Below are 16,603 nucleotides of genomic sequence, written 5' to 3'. Positions count from 1 at the left end.
GTCCTTTCAGGGCTGGGGCGCTATTTTGACCTGTTTTTTACAGCCTTGGCAGACTTGTCTGCATGGGCCTCGTTGCTTTCCAGCTCTACTCCGTCGTCACTGACGCTGCTCAGATGGCCTGCGACGCTGGCGGCTGTCGCGCTCGCGGGCTGGTGGGACAGGATGAAGTCGCGCACCTGCGGGTAGACGGTCTTGCGCCAGCGGCTACCGCTGAAGATGCCGTAATGGCCTGCACCTTGGACTTCGATATGCTGGCGCGCCTCGGCAGCGATGCCGGCACACAGATCATGGGCGGCGCGGGTCTGGCCTGCGCCAGAGATATCGTCGAGCTCGCCTTCCACGGTCAGCAAGGCTGTGTGTCGGATGTCCTGAGGACGCACCAGCTCGGGCTGGCCCTGCTCGTTTTTGATTTCCCAGGTGCCCTTGACCAGCTTGTACTCCTGAAACACTGTGGCGATGGTCTCAAGATAGTAGTCGGCATCCATGTCCAGCACAGCGTTGTATTCGTCATAGAACTTGCGGTGGTGCTCGGCGCTGGCCTCATCACCCTTGATCAGGTCCTTGAAATAGTCGTAATGGCTGTTGGCGTGGCGGTCGGGATTCATGGCCACAAAGCCAGAGTACTGCAAAAAGCCGGGGTAGACGCGGCGGCCGGCACCAGGGTAATTGTTCGGCACTTCGTAGATGACGTTGTTCTCGAACCATTCATAGCTGCGGGTTTCGGCCAGGTTGTTGACGGCTGTCGGCGAGCGGCGTGCATCGATGGGGCCGCCCATCATGGTCATGGACAGCGGCGTCACCTCGCCACGGCTGGCCATCAGCGAGACGGCCGCCAGCACGGGCACCGTGGGCTGGCAGACGCTGACTACATGACACTGACCATAGCGCCCTTGCAGATAGCGAATGAATTCCTGCACATAGTTCACATAGTCGTCCAGATGGAACTCGCCCTCGGACAGCGGCACGGTGCGGGCATTCTTCCAGTCGGTGATATAGACCTTGTGGCCTCCGAGCATGCTTTGCACGGTGTCGCGCAGCAAGGTGGCATAGTGGCCCGAGAGCGGTGCAACGATCAGCACCACAGGCTGGCTGAGCATGAGCTCCAGTGTTTCTGGATCGTCGGAAAAGCGCTTGAAGCGGCGCAGCTCACAAAACGGCTTGTCGACCTCCACCCGCTCGCGGATAGTGACATCCACGCCGTTGACTTCGACGTTATGCAGATCGAATTCGGGCTTTTCGTAGTCCTTGCCCAAGCGGTACATGAGGTTGAAGCCCGCTGCCATGCGCTGGGCCAGTGGTACCTGGCTGAAGACCGAGTGGGGGTTGTTGTAGAACTTGGAGGCGGCCTGGGCAAAGTCTGCAAAGGGCTCAACCATTGCGCGCTGCATTTCGTAGATCTGATAGAGCATGGGACGCACTTCTGCGGGTTATGTTGCAGTGCAATATAACAGCAGAGTTTGACATGCGAAGTAGTGAATTCCCTTCAAACCGCGCAACTGCGGGGATTGCGCAACGCATGCCGGACTTGACCGCGCTTGAAAGTAAAAAAGCTGACCGAAGCCAGCTTTTTCATGCAGCGTCAAAGCATCTGCTCTGTGGGTTCCGGCTGGATCTCGTTCGGCTTGGTGCGGGCCAGCTTCATGACCTCGTGCGCAGGCAGGGTCTTGAGGCGGTGATCGCTCCAGACCTGGCGCCAGCGGCGCGCACCGGCGAGGCCGTTGCGCAGCCCCAGCATATGCCGGGCAATCGAATACCAGTGCGTGCCATGCTCGCGTGCTTCGCGTTCCATATACAACACCATCTGCTCTTCGATCTGTTCGCGCGTACGCTCTCTGCTCTCATCCTGATAGTAAAGAGCATCCCAGGACGCCATCCACCAGGGATTGTGGTAGGCCTCGCGGCCCACCATGACGCCATCGACCTGCTGCAACTGCTGCTGCACTATGTCGTCGGTCTTGATGCCGCCGTTGACCGCGATGGTCAGGCCCGGAAAGTCACGCTTGAGTTGTGCCACGACTTCGTAGCGCAGCGGCGGTATTTCACGGTTTTCCTTGGGGGAGAGGCCTTTGAGCCAGGCGTTGCGAGCATGAACCACAAACACCTGGCAGCCTGCATCGGCAACGGTGCCGACGAAGTCGCGCACAAAATCGTAGCTTTCGATCTTGTCGATGCCGATTCGGTGCTTGACAGTGACGGGAACGGACACCACATCGGCCATGGCCTTTACGCAATCGGCTACCAGTGCGGCCTCGTTCATCAGACAGGCACCGAAAGCGCCGCGCTGCACGCGTTCACTAGGGCAGCCGCAGTTGAGATTGATCTCGTCATAGCCCCATTGCTCGCCCAGGCGTGCACTGTGCGCCAGATCTGCTGGCTCCGAGCCACCCAATTGCAATGCCACGGGGTGCTCTTCGGCCTCAAACCGCAGATGACGAGCCACATCGCCATGCACCAGAGCTCCGGTTGTCACCATTTCGGTGTAGAGCAGGGTGTGCTGGCTGAGCAGGCGGTGGAAATAGCGGCAATGCTTGTCTGTCCAGTCCATCATAGGGGCCACCGACATACGCCACATGCTGCTATCTAGTTGTTTTTTAACGATTTGTTCGGTGCTCATACTATGAAAAGTGCCTTGTGGTGCACTGAAAATTGACCCTGTTTTACCCCGTTTTGCCGGGTTTTTTGACGCTGAATGCTACATTGGTGCACCACGAATTTCATGGAGCACTGATGGGAACCATCACCCAACGAAAGAGTGCCAAGGGTGTCGTATCGTTCCGGGCTCAGATCCGTCTGAAGGAAGGCGGAGAACTGACTCTTTCCGAGTCCAAGACGTTCACCCGGCGCGCTCTTGCCCAGGAATGGTTGCGGAGACGTGAAGCAGAAATCGAGGAGGCCCAAGCGACAGGCCTGCCTGTTCAAGGTCTCGTCACCCTCAAGCAGATACTGCAGGATTATGTCAGCGATGCAAAAGGCATCGTGGCATGGGGGCGGTCCAAGACGGCCGACATCACGTGCTTACAGAAGGCCTGGTTAGCGCACCGAAGAGGGGACAGGCTTGGCCAAGGTACTCAATGACATTGTCTGGTTGCACCGGGCCTGCCTGGGCGCGTGGCACGCTATGGCAGGCACAAGCTGGTGCAGGAGCTGCAGAGGCTGTAGATCATTTGCCGTTTGAGAGGTGATCTTGCAAGGTGAGACGACGAATTAGAGCAGCTTAGCCTGCAGGTGCAGATCAAGCGGTCTATGAATATCGATTGATTTATCGAGAGCTGCTCAGTTCAAGAGCTGTAGAAGACTCCTGGCGGTCATGTAAGCTGGCTTTTGGAGGACAGTAGTGAGCCTCTATTGATGACTTCCAAGAGTATGTGTAGCGGGTTCAATTCTCTCAAGTTAGCGCTATTGAAGCGCAAGTCCGTCACGCCAGAGCTAACTCTTACCAAGGGAGTACCTGTGATGTCAGTGCTCAAATCACTCATATGGGTTTTCAGCTGCGTCTTGGCGATGCCGGTTACGGCGCAGATGCCTCAAGGTGAGTATCTTGACGGAAAGGACTCCAAGGTGGGAGTTGTCCTGGCTCACGGCAGAGGGAACTCTCCAGACGGTAACGTAGTCGGGCCATTGAGGCGTGCTATTCACAAAGACTTAGGCTTTCACACCTTCTCTTTGCGGATGCCGGATCCTGGCGCAGACTCGCCTGATTCGCCCGAGCTTGCCGCCTCGTTTCCGGAGGCCTATCAGCGAATTCAATCTGCAATTGAATATCTGAAAATGCAGAAAGGAGTGGAGCGCATCTACTTGATGGGGCACAGCATGGGTGGGCGTATGGCAACTGGCTTCCTGGCAAACAATCCCACTGCGCCGATTGTAGGTTTCATCGGGGTCGGATTGACTGCGGGAGGCAAGGAACCTGTTAACACCAATCTAAATCTGCGAAAAGTGAAGCTTCCAGTTGTCGATGTGTACGGTGACAACGAAATGGATGCGAGAGCAGCGTCTTTTCGCAAGTCCCTCGTTTCCGAGAACTTTACGCAAGTGGAGGTTTCCGGAGCAAAGCATGATTACCGTGGCTATGAGAAGCCGGTGTCAGACATCGTCATCGAATGGCTGAAGAAGAGAGAAGGTCGGTGAATATGAAGTTAGTAACAGAATCAGAAATTGATTGCAAGCCATCTTGGCCGTGCGTGAGATTGATAGAGGTATTTAATGTAACTTACATGAATTTCTCAAGAGCTCCTTAAACCCTATCTCGATCAATTGCTAAGCCTTTGTCTTCCAGCTGTCAATGGGTTTGACGTATATCTGCTCGATAGCGTCTTTGTAGTGAGCCATCAGGTTCTTTCGCTTGAGCTTGAGGGTAGGGGTCATCAGGCCGTTGTCAATGTTCCAACTATCCCTGACCAGGTAGATGGCTCTGGGCACTGCATAACGGGCAAAGCTGCGTGTCTGCTTTTCGATTCGGGTAAGCGCTTCTCTCTCTGCCGCTGCATGCTGCAGACTGGATCCATCATTCGGGTTTAGGCCAATACTCCTGGAAAGGATTTCCCACTCCACTTGACTCACAACCGCAATACAGGCGATGAACGGACGATCCTCGCCAACGACAAACACTTGCTCAAACAGGGGATCGACGAGGATGGCCTGTTCCACATCATTGGGAGGCACTTTCTCACCCGTCGATGTAACAATGATTTCCTTGATGCGACCTTTAATTCGGATACGGCCATTTTCGATTGAAGCTTGGTCGCCGGTTCTCAGCCATCCGTCGGCAGTAAAGGCTTTGGCAGTGTCTTCCGGACGGTTCCAATAACCGCGCATCACTACCGGGCCAGACACCTGCAACTCCTGATCCTCGCCAATTCGAACCTCAATTCCCGGCAGTACGCGGCCAACGGTATCGGGCCAGTTATCGTCGAGCCCGTTGGCGCTGACGACAGGAGAGGTTTCGGTCATGCCATAGCCTTGCACCATGGGCAGGCCCAGACCTAGAAAAGTGCGCGCAATTGTCGGAGATAGTGGAGCTCCGCCACTCACAGCCACGCGAAGCCGGCCTCCAAACTGCGCAAGTAGGGGCTGGGCGACAAGTTTGCGCAAAAGCCAGCCGGGCAAGGCAGAAGCCCAGCTCGCCTTGGCTTCCAGTTGCTCGCCCAAGGGCATGCCTTGATGAGCGCAGAAGCTCTTCCAGCCTTTGTTGACTGCAGCGTCGAACAGCTTGTGCTTGAAAGGGCTGGAAGCAAGCGACTCCTGAATCTTGGCATAAACACGTTCATAGATGCGAGGCACCGAGATCAGTACGGTCGGCTTGACCTGTTTCATATCCTGTGCGAGTTGTGCAACAGAGCGTGCGTAGGCGACGCAGGAACCGGTAGCAACAGCCAGGTAGTAGCCTGTAGTTCGCTCGAAAGTGTGAGAGAGCGGCAGGAACGAGAGAAAGGCGTCCTCAGGGAAGGCCTTCACACGCTGCATCACCGCGTGTAAATCACTGACCACGTTGTCGTGAGTGAGCATGACGCCCTTGGGCTTTCCCGTCGTACCGGAGGTGTAGACAATGCCCGCCAGCTCCGTTTTCTTTGGTGGCAGGGGGAGGGCAGAGGTATGCTGCTGACCAGCCTGAAGCCAGGCAGACAAAACAATGACCGGCTTACGCTGCAAGGCCTTGACTGAGTCCTGCTCTGCTTGCTCGACAGGTACGGCGTAGGCATTCGATGAATCGATTGGACGGCCTTGCTGTGCGTGAATAACGGCCTGGAGTCCCGGCAGGTCCTGACCTGTAGCACAAATTCTCTGCCAGGCCTTGGCGTCGGCCACGACCAGCAAGGAAGCACCCGAGTCGGCCAGGATGTAGGCAATGCTGCCAGCATTGTCGATGGCATGCAGAGGAACTGGCACGTAACCACAGCGCAGACAGGCCTGGTCGATGGTCATTGCATCAAAACCATTGGGCAGCAAGATTGCAACCCTTGCGCCTGGAGGAAGATTCGAGGCACATAAGGCGTGGCTCCACAGAGCGACACGTTCGGCTGTTTCGGCCCAGCTCAGGCTTTTCCAGGCATTTGTGCTTTCATCGAACTCTCGGTAAGCCTCGCCTGATGGCGTGCAGCGAACCCGCATGGCCAGAAGCTCTGGCAAGGTTTGCACTTGCTCGATAGTCAAATGCTGTTTCTCTGCTTGGAGACCCAGTACATCAGTTTCACTTGCTTGGTTCATGCGCTTGCCTTCAGGAAGCGGGCAATTTCCCGCTACGCGAATGATAGCGCCAGAGACATCCAGGCTGGTATAGGGCTCAGATCGTGGCTCCAAGCGGGATATCGATGCTTTGATAGCAGACGGCGATGTAATGGTGCAGGCGATGCTGCTCGTCGCGCACTGCCGTCAGGGAAATCTGATGTCGGTTCCTGTCATGGTGCATGACACGCAGGCCTTGCCAGTGCCCTTTTTTACCGATTTCGGTCCAGATCTGCGACCACTGGACTGCCGTGTTGTCATCGTCGTGGATGAAAAGACTGGAGAACTCCTTGTTCTTCGCTCCCTGGCGGTTCAAGCCGCTGATACGCGCAAAGGCCGGATTGATATCTACAATTTTCCGGTTCGCATCAAGGACCACCATGCCTTCGAAGGAATGATTGAATACCGTGGCAGCTATATGTAGTTGCCGTTCGGTTCGCTTGCGGTCTGAGAGATCGGTCAGAAGGCCTACATACATGCGCTGACCCCGAGCCTCGGCCTGGCTCAAGGCCAGGCGCATGGGAATCAGCGTACCGTCCTTGTGCTGGCCGAGCACCTCTGAAATCTTGTTCTTCAGAGGTGGCGCGTTGTTTCGCTGGCCGGCTTCATGCTGTTCCAGATAATGATCATGCTGGTTGAACAGCGCTGCGGGCATGAGCATTTTCACGTTCTGGCCCAATACTTCATCTGGGCTCCAGCCGAATATGACCTCAGCTGCAGGGTTGTAATCCGTTACGCATCCCCGATTATCGATGCAGATAATTCCATCTGCTGCCATATTCACCAAAGCTTGCAGTCGAGCTTCATTCATATCCACTTTCTGCCAGCGACTGCGGTACTGAATCAAGGCATTGGCCTGTGCGATCAGTCCGCCAAATAGCAGAGTAATAACGGCAATGGTCAGCGCCAGAATCAAACGATCGTTCGATGATGCCGCGTCATGCGTTTCATGCTCGGCCGTGACTCGCAGCGCCAGCATGGCTGTGTAATGCATGCCTGAGATCGCGGCGCCCATGATGATGGCTGCCAGCGTTTTGCGCCAGTGGTCTTGTTTGAGGTTGAAGCGTGCCAGCCCGAAACGAATCCAGAGCGCCAAGGTGGCCAGCGCTACGCCAACAATGAGAGAAATGGCAAACCAGAGTGGTGAGTACTGGTGCGTGGCAGGCATGCGCATTGCTGCCATGCCGCTGTAATGCATTGCAGCAATGCCGATACCAACCGTCAAGCCGCCTAATGCCAATTGCCTGAGATTGAGTTCATTGTGAGCCAGCAAGGCAAGGGCCACTGCTGATGCCGCGATACCTGGAATGATCGAGAAGACGGTGACCGGCAAATCATACTGAACTGCAGCATGCATCGAATAAGCGAGCATGCCGATGAAATGCATGGCCCAGATGCCTATGCCCAGTGCCAGCGACCCGCTCACAATGGACCAGTTGCGCAACTGCCTTGATGTGGCCAGTCTGGCAAAAGCAGCATGGCGCAAAGCTTGACCAGAGGCAATCCAACAAACTGCCAGCGATAAGGTCACAAGGAAGGGGTCATATTCACCCTTTAGCACGTGAGCGTCGGCAGACGGGCTCCAGAAAAATTGCGCCAGCATGAATCATGGTCCTGTAACACTGAACGCACATTCAGTTACCTGACAAGCATCGCATGAAGTGGGTAATCCAATATTTCAAATTTATAGGATAAATACTAGAGCGGATCGAACATGGATCTTTTAGATCGCAGCGTCGAGTCCATTTGAGAAATGCTGCTGCACTGCGCTCATGGCAATTTTCGGATCGCGCTTCAGCAGTGCTTGCATGATGGCTTCGTGCTCTGCCAAGGAATCTTCAATACGGCCTTGTTTGAACAGTGATTTGTGACGGTTCAGCTTCATGACCTTGCGCAAATCGGCCACCAGTTGGTTACGCCAGCGGTTATCGGCAATATCGAGAATCTGCATGTGAAAGCTTTCGTTGAGCGCGAAGAACCGCTCGGCGTCGGCTGTGTTCCGCTTCAACTCCTCGTGGGTCTGCTGCAGACGCTGCAATTGCTCGTCCGTGGCCTTGCCGGCAACCTCGGCCGCAGCATCTGCCTCCAGCAGACTCAGCAATCGATAGACGTCGGAGATGTCCTTGCGCGATACCTCGGTCACGTAAGCGCCTCGGCGCAGTTTCATGGTCACCAGGCCTTCAGCGGCCAGTACTTTCAGTGCCTCGCGCAGGGGGGTGCGGCTGATGCCGTATTCCTCGGCAATCTTGAGTTCGTCGATCCAGGCTCCGGGCTCAAGCTCTCGCCGGAAGATGCGTTGACGCAACTGCTCGGCGACCTGCTCATATAGCGCAAGAGGAGTAAGTGTTTTGCTTGTCATTACGCGAGATTATATGCTGCAAGTATTTTGAATTCATAATTATGAATCATGTACACTAGGCGCACCTAGGTAGTTCACCGCAATTCCAAACTTCACTGCGCGCACCGCATACGAGAGACAACATGAGCCAAGAGAATCCGGCACAGGACCCACAAGAATTTGCACCCGCTGATCTGCAAGCCTGGAACAAGGCCGCCAACAAGGCAGCCCCCGGTGGCGACATCAACAACCTGAACTGGGTCACGCCGGACGGCATCACCGTCAAGCCGCTGTATACGGCTGAAGACACTGCCGATCTGCCCTTTACCAACACGCTGCCGGGATTCGCCCCTTATATCCGCGGCCCCCAGGCCACCATGTATGCAGGCCGGCCCTGGACCATTCGCCAGTACGCGGGATTCTCCACCGCCGAAGAATCCAACGCCTTCTATCGCAAGGCCCTGGCTGCCGGCGGTCAAGGCGTTTCCGTCGCTTTTGACCTGGCTACGCACCGTGGCTACGACTCTGACCATCCACGCGTGACGGGGGATGTGGGCAAGGCCGGTGTGGCGATTGACTCCGTCGAGGACATGAAGATCCTCTTCAACGAGATCCCTCTGGACAAGGTGTCCGTTTCCATGACCATGAACGGCGCCGTGCTGCCCGTGCTGGCCGGCTATGTGGTAGCCGCCGAAGAGCAGGGCGTCTCGCAGGACCAGCTCGCGGGAACGATTCAGAACGATATTCTGAAAGAGTTCATGGTGCGCAACACCTATATCTATCCGCCCAAGCCGTCGATGAAGATCATTGGCGACATCATCGAGTACACGAGCCAGAACATGCCAAAGTTCAACTCGATCTCGATCTCGGGCTACCACATGCAGGAAGCCGGTGCCAACCAGGCGCTGGAAATGGCTTTCACGTTGGCCGACGGCAAGGAATATGTGAAGACAGCCATTGCCAAGGGCATGGACGTGGACGCTTTTGCGGGCCGTCTGTCCTTCTTCTGGGCCGTGGGCATGAATTTCTACCTGGAAGTGGCCAAGATGCGTGCTGCGCGCCTGCTGTGGTGCCGCATCATGAAAGGCTTTGACGCCAAGAACCCCAAGAGCCTGATGCTGCGCACCCATAGCCAGACTTCGGGTTGGTCGCTGACCGAACAGGACCCCTACAACAACGTGGTGCGCACCACTATCGAAGCCATGGCGGCCGTGTTCGGCGGCACCCAGTCCCTGCACACCAATGCGCTGGACGAGGCCATCGCCCTGCCCACGGAGTTCTCTGCCCGTATTGCCCGCAACACACAGCTGATCATTCAGGAAGAGACCCATATCACCAATGTGATCGACCCCTGGGCCGGCTCCTACATGATGGAAAAACTGACCCAGGAAATGGCCGACAAGGCCTGGGCCATCATTGAAGAGGTCGATGCCATGGGCGGCATGACTGCCGCGGTGGATAGCGGCTGGGCCAAGCTCAAGATCGAGGCTGCCGCCGCCGAGAAGCAGGCGCGTATCGACTCGGGCAAGGAAGTCATCGTCGGCGTCAACAAGTACAAGCTGGCCAAGGAAGACCCGGTCGACATTCTGGAAGTGGACAATGTCAAGGTGCGTGACAGCCAAATTGCGCGGCTCAAGAATATCAAGGCTAAGCGCGATGCAGCCCTGGTCGAAGCTGCGCTTGCTGCCATCACGACAGCGGCAGAGTCCGGCGAGGGCAATCTGCTGGACCTGTCCATCAAGGCCGTGCGTCTGCGTGCCACGGTAGGTGAAGTTTCCGACGCGATGGAAAAGGCGTTTGGCCGCCACCGCGCCGATACCCAGAAGGTGACCGGTGTGTACGCTGCCGCTTATGACTCCGCCGAAGGCTGGGACAAGCTCAAGGAAGAAATCAACACCGCTTCGCAGGCCATGGGCCGGCGCCCCCGAGTGATGATCGCCAAGCTGGGTCAGGATGGCCATGACCGTGGAGCCAAGGTGGTCGCCACCGCCTTTGCCGACCTGGGTTTCGACGTGGACATGGGGCCTTTGTTCCAGACCCCCGAAGAATGCGCTCGCCAGGCCATCGAGAACGATGTGCACGCTGTGGGTGTCTCCACTCTGGCCGCCGGGCACAAGACTTTGGTGCCGGCCATCATTGCCGAGCTCAAGAAGCAGGGTGCGGACGACATCATCGTCTTCGTGGGCGGTGTGATTCCTGCTCAGGACTATGATTTCCTCTACAACGCGGGCGTCAAGGGCGTATACGGACCCGGCACTCCCATTCCTGCCAGCGCCAAGGATGTGCTGGAGCAGATCAAGAAGGCCAACGGTCTCTGATCGGCCGGCAAGCATCGATAGCAAAGGCGATCGCGACGTGACCCCTGAGCAAATGCAAGACGGTATCCTGCGCGGCAACCCTGCCGTGCAGCGCCGGGCCATGGCCAAGGCCATTACCTTGCTTGAATCCTCCCGGGCCGACCACCGTGAACAGGCAGACGGCCTGCTCACCGCTCTGCTGCCGCATACGGGCAAGGCGTTTCGCCTTGGCATTAGCGGCGTGCCGGGCGTCGGCAAATCCACCTTCATCGAAGCCCTGGGCCTGTACCTGATAGAGAAGGGTCTGCGTGTGGCCGTGCTTGCGATCGATCCGTCCAGCACAGTCTCAGGCGGCTCCATCCTCGGCGACAAGACCCGCATGGAGCAACTGTCCATGCGGCTGGAGGCCTATATCCGCCCCAGCCCCAGCAGCGGCACGCTGGGCGGTGTGGCCGAAAAGACGCGCGAGGCCATGCTGGTCTGCGAAGCCGCCGGTTACGACGTGGTCATCGTCGAGACCGTGGGCGTGGGTCAGAGCGAGATCGCCGTGCACGGCATGACGGACATGTTCTGCGTGCTGCAGCTGCCCAATGCGGGTGACGACCTGCAGGCCATCAAGAAGGGCGTGATGGAGCTGGCCGATCTGGTGGTCATCAACAAGGCCGACATCGACCCCCATGCCGCCACGCGTGCCCAGGCCCAGATCACATCGAGCCTGCGCCTGCTGGGCATGCACGGCAACCCCGACCACGCCAACACCGGCGCGCTGTGGCAGCCGCGTGTGCTGCAGATCAGTGCCTTGCTGGGGCAAGGGGTGGAGGGCTTCTGGGCTGCAGTCAGCAGCTTCAGAGAGCTGCAGACCGTCAACGGTCGCCTGGCCCTGCGCCGCGAGAAGCAAGCCCTGTCCTGGATGTGGGAGCGCATCGACTTCGGCCTCAAGCAGGCGTTTCGCCAGCATCCGCAGGTCAAGGCCATGCTCCCCGTCCTTCAGGACGATGTGGCAGCAGGTCGTATCGCTGCCAGTACCGCAGCAAGAAATCTGCTTCTAGCCCAAATGCAGTAGGCGCTAGCAGCTCTTATTACCATAGCATCGCAGCATCACCATTGCGAGACAAGCAACCCAAATCACGTTAGAGGACAAGCATGCAAGACGATATCCTGAAGCAGCTGGAAGCCAAGCGAGAACTCGCTCGGTTGGGTGGGGGACAAAAGCGCATCGATGCGCAGCATAAGAAAGGCAAGCTGACGGCGCGTGAGCGTATCGAGCTGCTGCTGGACGACGGCACTTTTGAAGAGTGGGACATGTTCGTGGAGCACCGCTGCACGGACTTCGGCATGGAAAACACCAAGATCCCGGGCGACGGCGTGGTCACCGGCTACGGCATGATCAACGGCCGTCTGGTCTTTGTGTTCAGCCAGGACTTCACGGTGTTCGGCGGCGCGCTGTCCGAAACCCATGCAGAGAAGATCTGCAAGGTGATGGACCAGGCCATGAAGGTCGGCGCTCCCGTCATCGGCCTCAACGATTCGGGCGGCGCGCGTATCCAGGAAGGCGTTGCCTCTCTGGGCGGTTATGCCGATGTATTCCAGAAGAATGTGCTGGCCTCGGGTGTGGTGCCCCAGATCTCCATGATCATGGGCCCTAGTGCCGGCGGCGCCGTGTACTCGCCGGCCATGACCGACTTCATCTTCATGGTCAAGGACAGCTCCTATATGTTCGTGACCGGGCCCGAAGTCGTAAAGACGGTGACTCACGAGGAAGTCACGGCCGAAGAGCTGGGCGGAGCCATCACCCACACCACCAAGAGCGGCGTGGCCGACATGGCTTTCGACAATGACGTGGAAGCACTGATGATGCTGCGTCGCCTCTATAACTATCTGCCCTTGAACAACAAGGAAAAGGCTCCCGTGCGCGAAACCACAGACCCCGTGGGCCGCGCCGACATGTCGCTGGATACGCTGGTGCCTGAAAACGCCAACAAGCCCTACGACATGAAGGAGCTGATTCTCAAGACCGTGGACGATGGCGATTTCTTCGAGCTGCAGCCCGAGTACGCCAAGAACATCATCATCGGTTTTGCCCGCATGGCCGGCCAGACCGTGGGCGTCGTAGCCAATCAGCCCCTGGTGCTGGCTGGCTGCCTGGACATCAAATCCTCCATCAAGGCGGCGCGCTTTGTGCGCTTTTGCGATGCCTTCAACATCCCCGTGGTCACCTTTGTCGACGTGCCCGGTTTCATGCCCGGTACCTCTCAGGAATACGGCGGCATCATCAAGCACGGCGCCAAGTTGCTGTACGCGTATGCCGAAGCCACGGTGCCGAAGATCACCGTCATCACCCGCAAGGCCTATGGCGGCGCGTACGACGTGATGGCTTCCAAGCATTTGCGTGGCGACGTGAACCTGGCCTGGCCCCATGCGGAAATCGCCGTGATGGGTGCCAAGGGCGCGGTGGAGATCATCTTCCGCGAAGACAAGAACGATCCGGTGAAGCTGGCCGCGCGCGAAGCGGAATACAAGGAACGCTTTGCCAACCCCTTTGTGGCCGGTGCCCGTGGCTTTATCGACGATGTGATCCAGCCGCATGAAACGCGCAAGCGCATCTGCCGCTCGCTGGAGATGCTCAAGAACAAGCAGCTGGACAACCCCTGGCGCAAGCACGGGAACATTCCTCTGTAAGAACAAGAAGAACCAGGAGATATATCCATGTTTACCAAGATTCTGATCGCCAACCGTGGCGAGATCGCCTGCCGAGTCATCGCCACCGCGCGCAAGATGGGCATCCAGACCGTGGCGGTCTATTCCGACGCCGACAAGGACGCGCGCCATGTCAAGCTGGCCGACGAGGCCGTGCGCCTGGGCTCTGCACCCAGTCGCGAGTCCTATCTGCTGGGCGAGAAAATCATTGAAGCCTGCAAGCAGACCGGCGCACAGGCAGTGCACCCCGGCTACGGTTTTCTCTCGGAAAATGAGGGCTTTGCCAAGCGCTGCGAAGAAGAGGGCATTGCCTTCATCGGGCCCAAGTCGCATTCCATTGCTGCCATGGGCGACAAGATTGCCTCCAAGAAGCTGGCCGGCGAAGCCCAAGTCAACACCATCCCTGGCTACAACGACGCCATCGCAGGCCCCGAGCAGGCAGTGGAAATCGCCAAGGGCATAGGCTACCCCGTGATGATCAAGGCTTCGGCCGGTGGCGGCGGCAAGGGTCTGCGCGTGGCCTTCAACGATAAGGAAGCCTTTGAAGGTTTTGCCTCCTGCCAGAACGAGGCTCGCAACAGCTTTGGCGATGACCGTATCTTCATCGAGAAATTTGTTCAGGAGCCCCGCCATATCGAAATCCAGATTCTGGGCGATAGCCACGGCAATGTGGTTTACCTGAACGAGCGCGAATGCTCGATCCAGCGCCGTCACCAAAAGGTGATCGAGGAAGCGCCTTCGCCCTTCATCAGTGACGAAACCCGCAAGGCCATGGGCGAGCAGGCCGTGGCCCTGGCCAAGGCCGTCAAATACCAGAGCGCCGGCACCGTGGAGTTCGTGGTCGGCAAGGACCAGGACTTCTACTTCCTGGAGATGAACACCCGTCTGCAGGTGGAGCACCCGGTGACCGAATGTATCACCGGCCTCGATCTGGTCGAGCAGATGATCCGCGTGGCCGCCGGCGAAAAGCTGTCTTTCACCCAGGCCGATGTGAAGCGCGACGGCTGGGCCATCGAGTGCCGTATCAACGCCGAAGACCCGTTCCGCAATTTCCTGCCTTCGACCGGCCGCCTGGTGCGATTTGCGCCGCCCGAGCAGACCATGTGGCAGTCCGACACCGAGCACCTGAACGGCGTGCGTGTGGATACCGGCGTCTATGACGGTGGCGAGATCCCCATGTACTACGATTCGATGATTGCCAAGCTCATCGTGCATGGCAAGGATCGCAACGATGCCATCGCCAAGGCCCGCGAAGCACTCAACGGTTTTGCCATCCGCGGCATCAGCTCAAACATCCCGTTCCAGGCGGCCCTGCTGGCGCACCCGGACTTTGTCTCGGGCAAGTTCAACACCGGTTTCATCGCCCAGCACTATGCCGACGGCTTCCATGCCGAGGACGTGCCCCACGATGATCCCGACTTCCTGGTGGCTCTGGCCCTGTTCCGCAATCGCCGCTACCGTGCGCGTGCATCGACCATCACCGGCCAGATGCAAGGCCACCAGGTGCAGGTGGGCGAGAAGTACACCGCCGTGGTTCTGGGGGCTGAAGGCAAGAACCAGTATGTGACTGGCGAGGTGACCGACTTTGATGCCCAGGCCCGCGTCTGCAAGGTGGTGATCGACGACAAGGCCTACGAATTCCGCAGCAATGCCGATATTCGCGATCTGGTGGTGCGCGGCGTCTGCAACGGCAAGGCGTTCACCTGCCAGATCGAGCGCGGCAACGGCAAGAACCCGCTGGCTCTGCGCGTCATCCACAACGGCACGCAAGCCGATGTGCTGGTGCTCTCGCCCAAGGGTGCCGAGATGCACAAGCTCATGCCTTACAAGGCACCGCCCGATCTGTCCAAGTTTCTGCTCTCGCCCATGCCAGGCCTGCTGGTCGATGTGGCCGTGCAGCCCGGCCAGAAGGTGCAGGCCGGCGAGAAGCTGGCCGTCATCGAAGCCATGAAGATGGAGAACATTCTGTTCGCAGCCCAGGACGGTGTGGTCAGCAAGATCAGCGCCGCCAAGGGAGATTCGCTGGCGGTGGACGACATCATTCTGGAATTTGAGTGATGAGCGCTTTTCGGGGCCTGGGTCCGGCACTGGCATGCGGCCGGGCTGCAGATCAGGCCCCGAAGCAAAAGCCCGCAGGGCTTGGGCTCTGCGGGCTTTGCAGTTTTCAATAATATCGGCTCTACCCCTTATCCAATATGAGCCAGCAGCTATGACATTGAAAGCAGATACCTCGATCTCCCGCCCAGCCAGATGCGCGCGCGCACTGCTGGCTTTGCTGGGAGCGCTGCTATTGGCCGATGCACTGGTACTGATGGGCATGGGGCATTTCAATGTGGGCGTGGTGCTGCCCGCCATGCTGGGTGCCGGGGCCTTTTGGCTGAGCTGGAAATGGCGCTCAGTGCAGCATTGGCGTGCGTCCAGACCCTTGAGTCAAAGGCTGTGGTCGCTGGGCTGGGTTGTTCTGGCGCTGTGGTTGATCAGCCTGTTCTGGTTCTGGAGCCGCCTGTCCGGCCTGGGCCTTTCGCCGCAGCAAGTGCCGCCCGTTCAATCCATCGTAGTGCTGGGCAGCGGTACGCTCGATGGTTATCCCAGGCCGGTGCTGGCCGCGCGGCTGGATACGGCCGCGGAACTGGCCAAGCTGCAGCCCCAGGCCTTGATCGCCGTTTGCGGCGGTGTGGACTGGGGTGAAAAAGAGTCGGAGGCCGAGATCATGGCTCGCTATCTACAGCAGCGTCACGGTATTGCTGCACAGCGGCTGGTGCTGGAAAAGCTCAGCACCAGTACCGAGCTGAATCTGAAGCTCAGCCGGCCCTTGCTGGCCGAGCGCGGCGTGGCTGCGGATGCGCCCATGGCCATGGTCAGCAGCGACTTTCATCTGATGCGCGCCATGGACATTGCAAAGCGCCAGGATCTGCCCGAGGTCTATCCTGTGGCGGCGCCCACGCCCTTGGCCACACGTTTCAATGCCTGGCTGCGCGAATACTTTGCCATGGCCAGCAGCTGGTTGCTGGGCGAGGTCTGATATTTTATTAAATAACGGCTCTAGCGC

12 protein-coding genes are annotated in these 16,603 nt (G+C 58.1%); 7 read left to right on the top strand and 5 right to left on the bottom strand.

Annotated elements, in window-relative coordinates; genetic code table 11:
* Nucleotides 1–20: 20 nt before the first annotated feature.
* Nucleotides 21–1,409: a polyhydroxyalkanoate depolymerase gene (locus tag MPZ60_RS13100; protein ID WP_080746100.1), complete on the bottom strand. Its 1,389-nt coding sequence runs from the start codon at nucleotides 1,407–1,409 to the stop codon at nucleotides 21–23.
* Between the two features lie 170 nt (nucleotides 1,410–1,579).
* On the bottom strand, nucleotides 1,580–2,614 hold the full coding sequence (gene dusA / locus MPZ60_RS13095; RefSeq protein ID WP_080746099.1) for a tRNA dihydrouridine(20/20a) synthase DusA: 1,035 nt from the start codon (nucleotides 2,612–2,614) through the stop codon (nucleotides 1,580–1,582).
* A gap of 113 nt (nucleotides 2,615–2,727) precedes the next feature.
* On the opposite strand from dusA, the gene MPZ60_RS13090 reads away from it, so the two are divergent.
* Together MPZ60_RS13090 and MPZ60_RS13085 are read left to right on the top strand one after the other, a co-directional pair.
* On the top strand, nucleotides 2,728–3,075 hold the full coding sequence (locus tag MPZ60_RS13090) for a hypothetical protein (protein ID WP_034385054.1): 348 nt from the start codon (nucleotides 2,728–2,730) through the stop codon (nucleotides 3,073–3,075).
* Between the two features lie 378 nt (nucleotides 3,076–3,453).
* Nucleotides 3,454–4,128, top strand: coding sequence for an alpha/beta hydrolase (locus MPZ60_RS13085; protein WP_034355583.1), 675 nt, complete (start codon nucleotides 3,454–3,456; stop codon nucleotides 4,126–4,128).
* A gap of 129 nt (nucleotides 4,129–4,257) precedes the next feature.
* Here the strand turns inward: MPZ60_RS13085 and MPZ60_RS13080 are convergent, their stop codons facing one another.
* The 3 genes from MPZ60_RS13080 to MPZ60_RS13070 all read right to left on the bottom strand — a co-directional run bounded on the left by MPZ60_RS13080 (nucleotide 4,258) and on the right by MPZ60_RS13070 (nucleotide 8,581).
* Complete coding sequence (locus MPZ60_RS13080; RefSeq protein ID WP_242881677.1) at nucleotides 4,258–6,204, bottom strand: long-chain fatty acid--CoA ligase; 1,947 nt, start codon at nucleotides 6,202–6,204, stop codon at nucleotides 4,258–4,260.
* A gap of 76 nt (nucleotides 6,205–6,280) precedes the next feature.
* Complete coding sequence (locus tag MPZ60_RS13075; protein WP_034355430.1) at nucleotides 6,281–7,825, bottom strand: MHYT domain-containing protein; 1,545 nt, start codon at nucleotides 7,823–7,825, stop codon at nucleotides 6,281–6,283.
* A gap of 120 nt (nucleotides 7,826–7,945) precedes the next feature.
* The gene (locus MPZ60_RS13070) at nucleotides 7,946–8,581 is read right to left on the bottom strand and encodes a GntR family transcriptional regulator (protein WP_003065031.1); all 636 of its coding nucleotides are present in this window, start codon (nucleotides 8,579–8,581) and stop codon (nucleotides 7,946–7,948) included.
* 122 nt (nucleotides 8,582–8,703) lie between these two features.
* On the opposite strand from MPZ60_RS13070, the gene scpA reads away from it, so the two are divergent.
* The 5 genes from scpA (at nucleotide 8,704) to MPZ60_RS13045 (ending at nucleotide 16,576) form a co-directional block, all read left to right on the top strand.
* On the top strand, nucleotides 8,704–10,878 hold the full coding sequence (scpA, locus tag MPZ60_RS13065) for a methylmalonyl-CoA mutase (RefSeq protein WP_034355427.1): 2,175 nt from the start codon (nucleotides 8,704–8,706) through the stop codon (nucleotides 10,876–10,878).
* A gap of 37 nt (nucleotides 10,879–10,915) precedes the next feature.
* Nucleotides 10,916–11,920 carry a methylmalonyl Co-A mutase-associated GTPase MeaB gene (gene meaB, locus MPZ60_RS13060; RefSeq protein WP_172415174.1) on the top strand — a complete coding sequence of 335 codons (1,005 nt, stop codon included), beginning with the start codon at nucleotides 10,916–10,918 and terminating at the stop codon, nucleotides 11,918–11,920.
* A gap of 80 nt (nucleotides 11,921–12,000) precedes the next feature.
* A complete protein-coding gene (locus tag MPZ60_RS13055; RefSeq protein WP_003065036.1) occupies nucleotides 12,001–13,536 on the top strand; it encodes an acyl-CoA carboxylase subunit beta in 1,536 nt (511 codons plus the stop codon).
* Nucleotides 13,537–13,563: 27 nt separating this feature from the next.
* Nucleotides 13,564–15,612, top strand: a complete 2,049-nt coding sequence (locus MPZ60_RS13050) for an acetyl/propionyl/methylcrotonyl-CoA carboxylase subunit alpha (protein WP_034355421.1) — start codon at nucleotides 13,564–13,566, stop codon at nucleotides 15,610–15,612.
* Between the two features lie 151 nt (nucleotides 15,613–15,763).
* A complete protein-coding gene (locus tag MPZ60_RS13045; RefSeq protein WP_034355418.1) occupies nucleotides 15,764–16,576 on the top strand; it encodes a YdcF family protein in 813 nt (270 codons plus the stop codon).
* Nucleotides 16,577–16,603: the final 27 nt, after the last annotated feature.

The sequence above is a fragment of the Comamonas sp. 7D-2 genome (assembly GCF_022749555.1).
Classification (GTDB): Bacteria; Pseudomonadota; Gammaproteobacteria; order Burkholderiales; family Burkholderiaceae_C; genus Comamonas; species Comamonas thiooxydans.
Note: the sequence above shows the minus strand (reverse complement) of the source record. Positions and strands in the feature narration are given on the sequence as shown.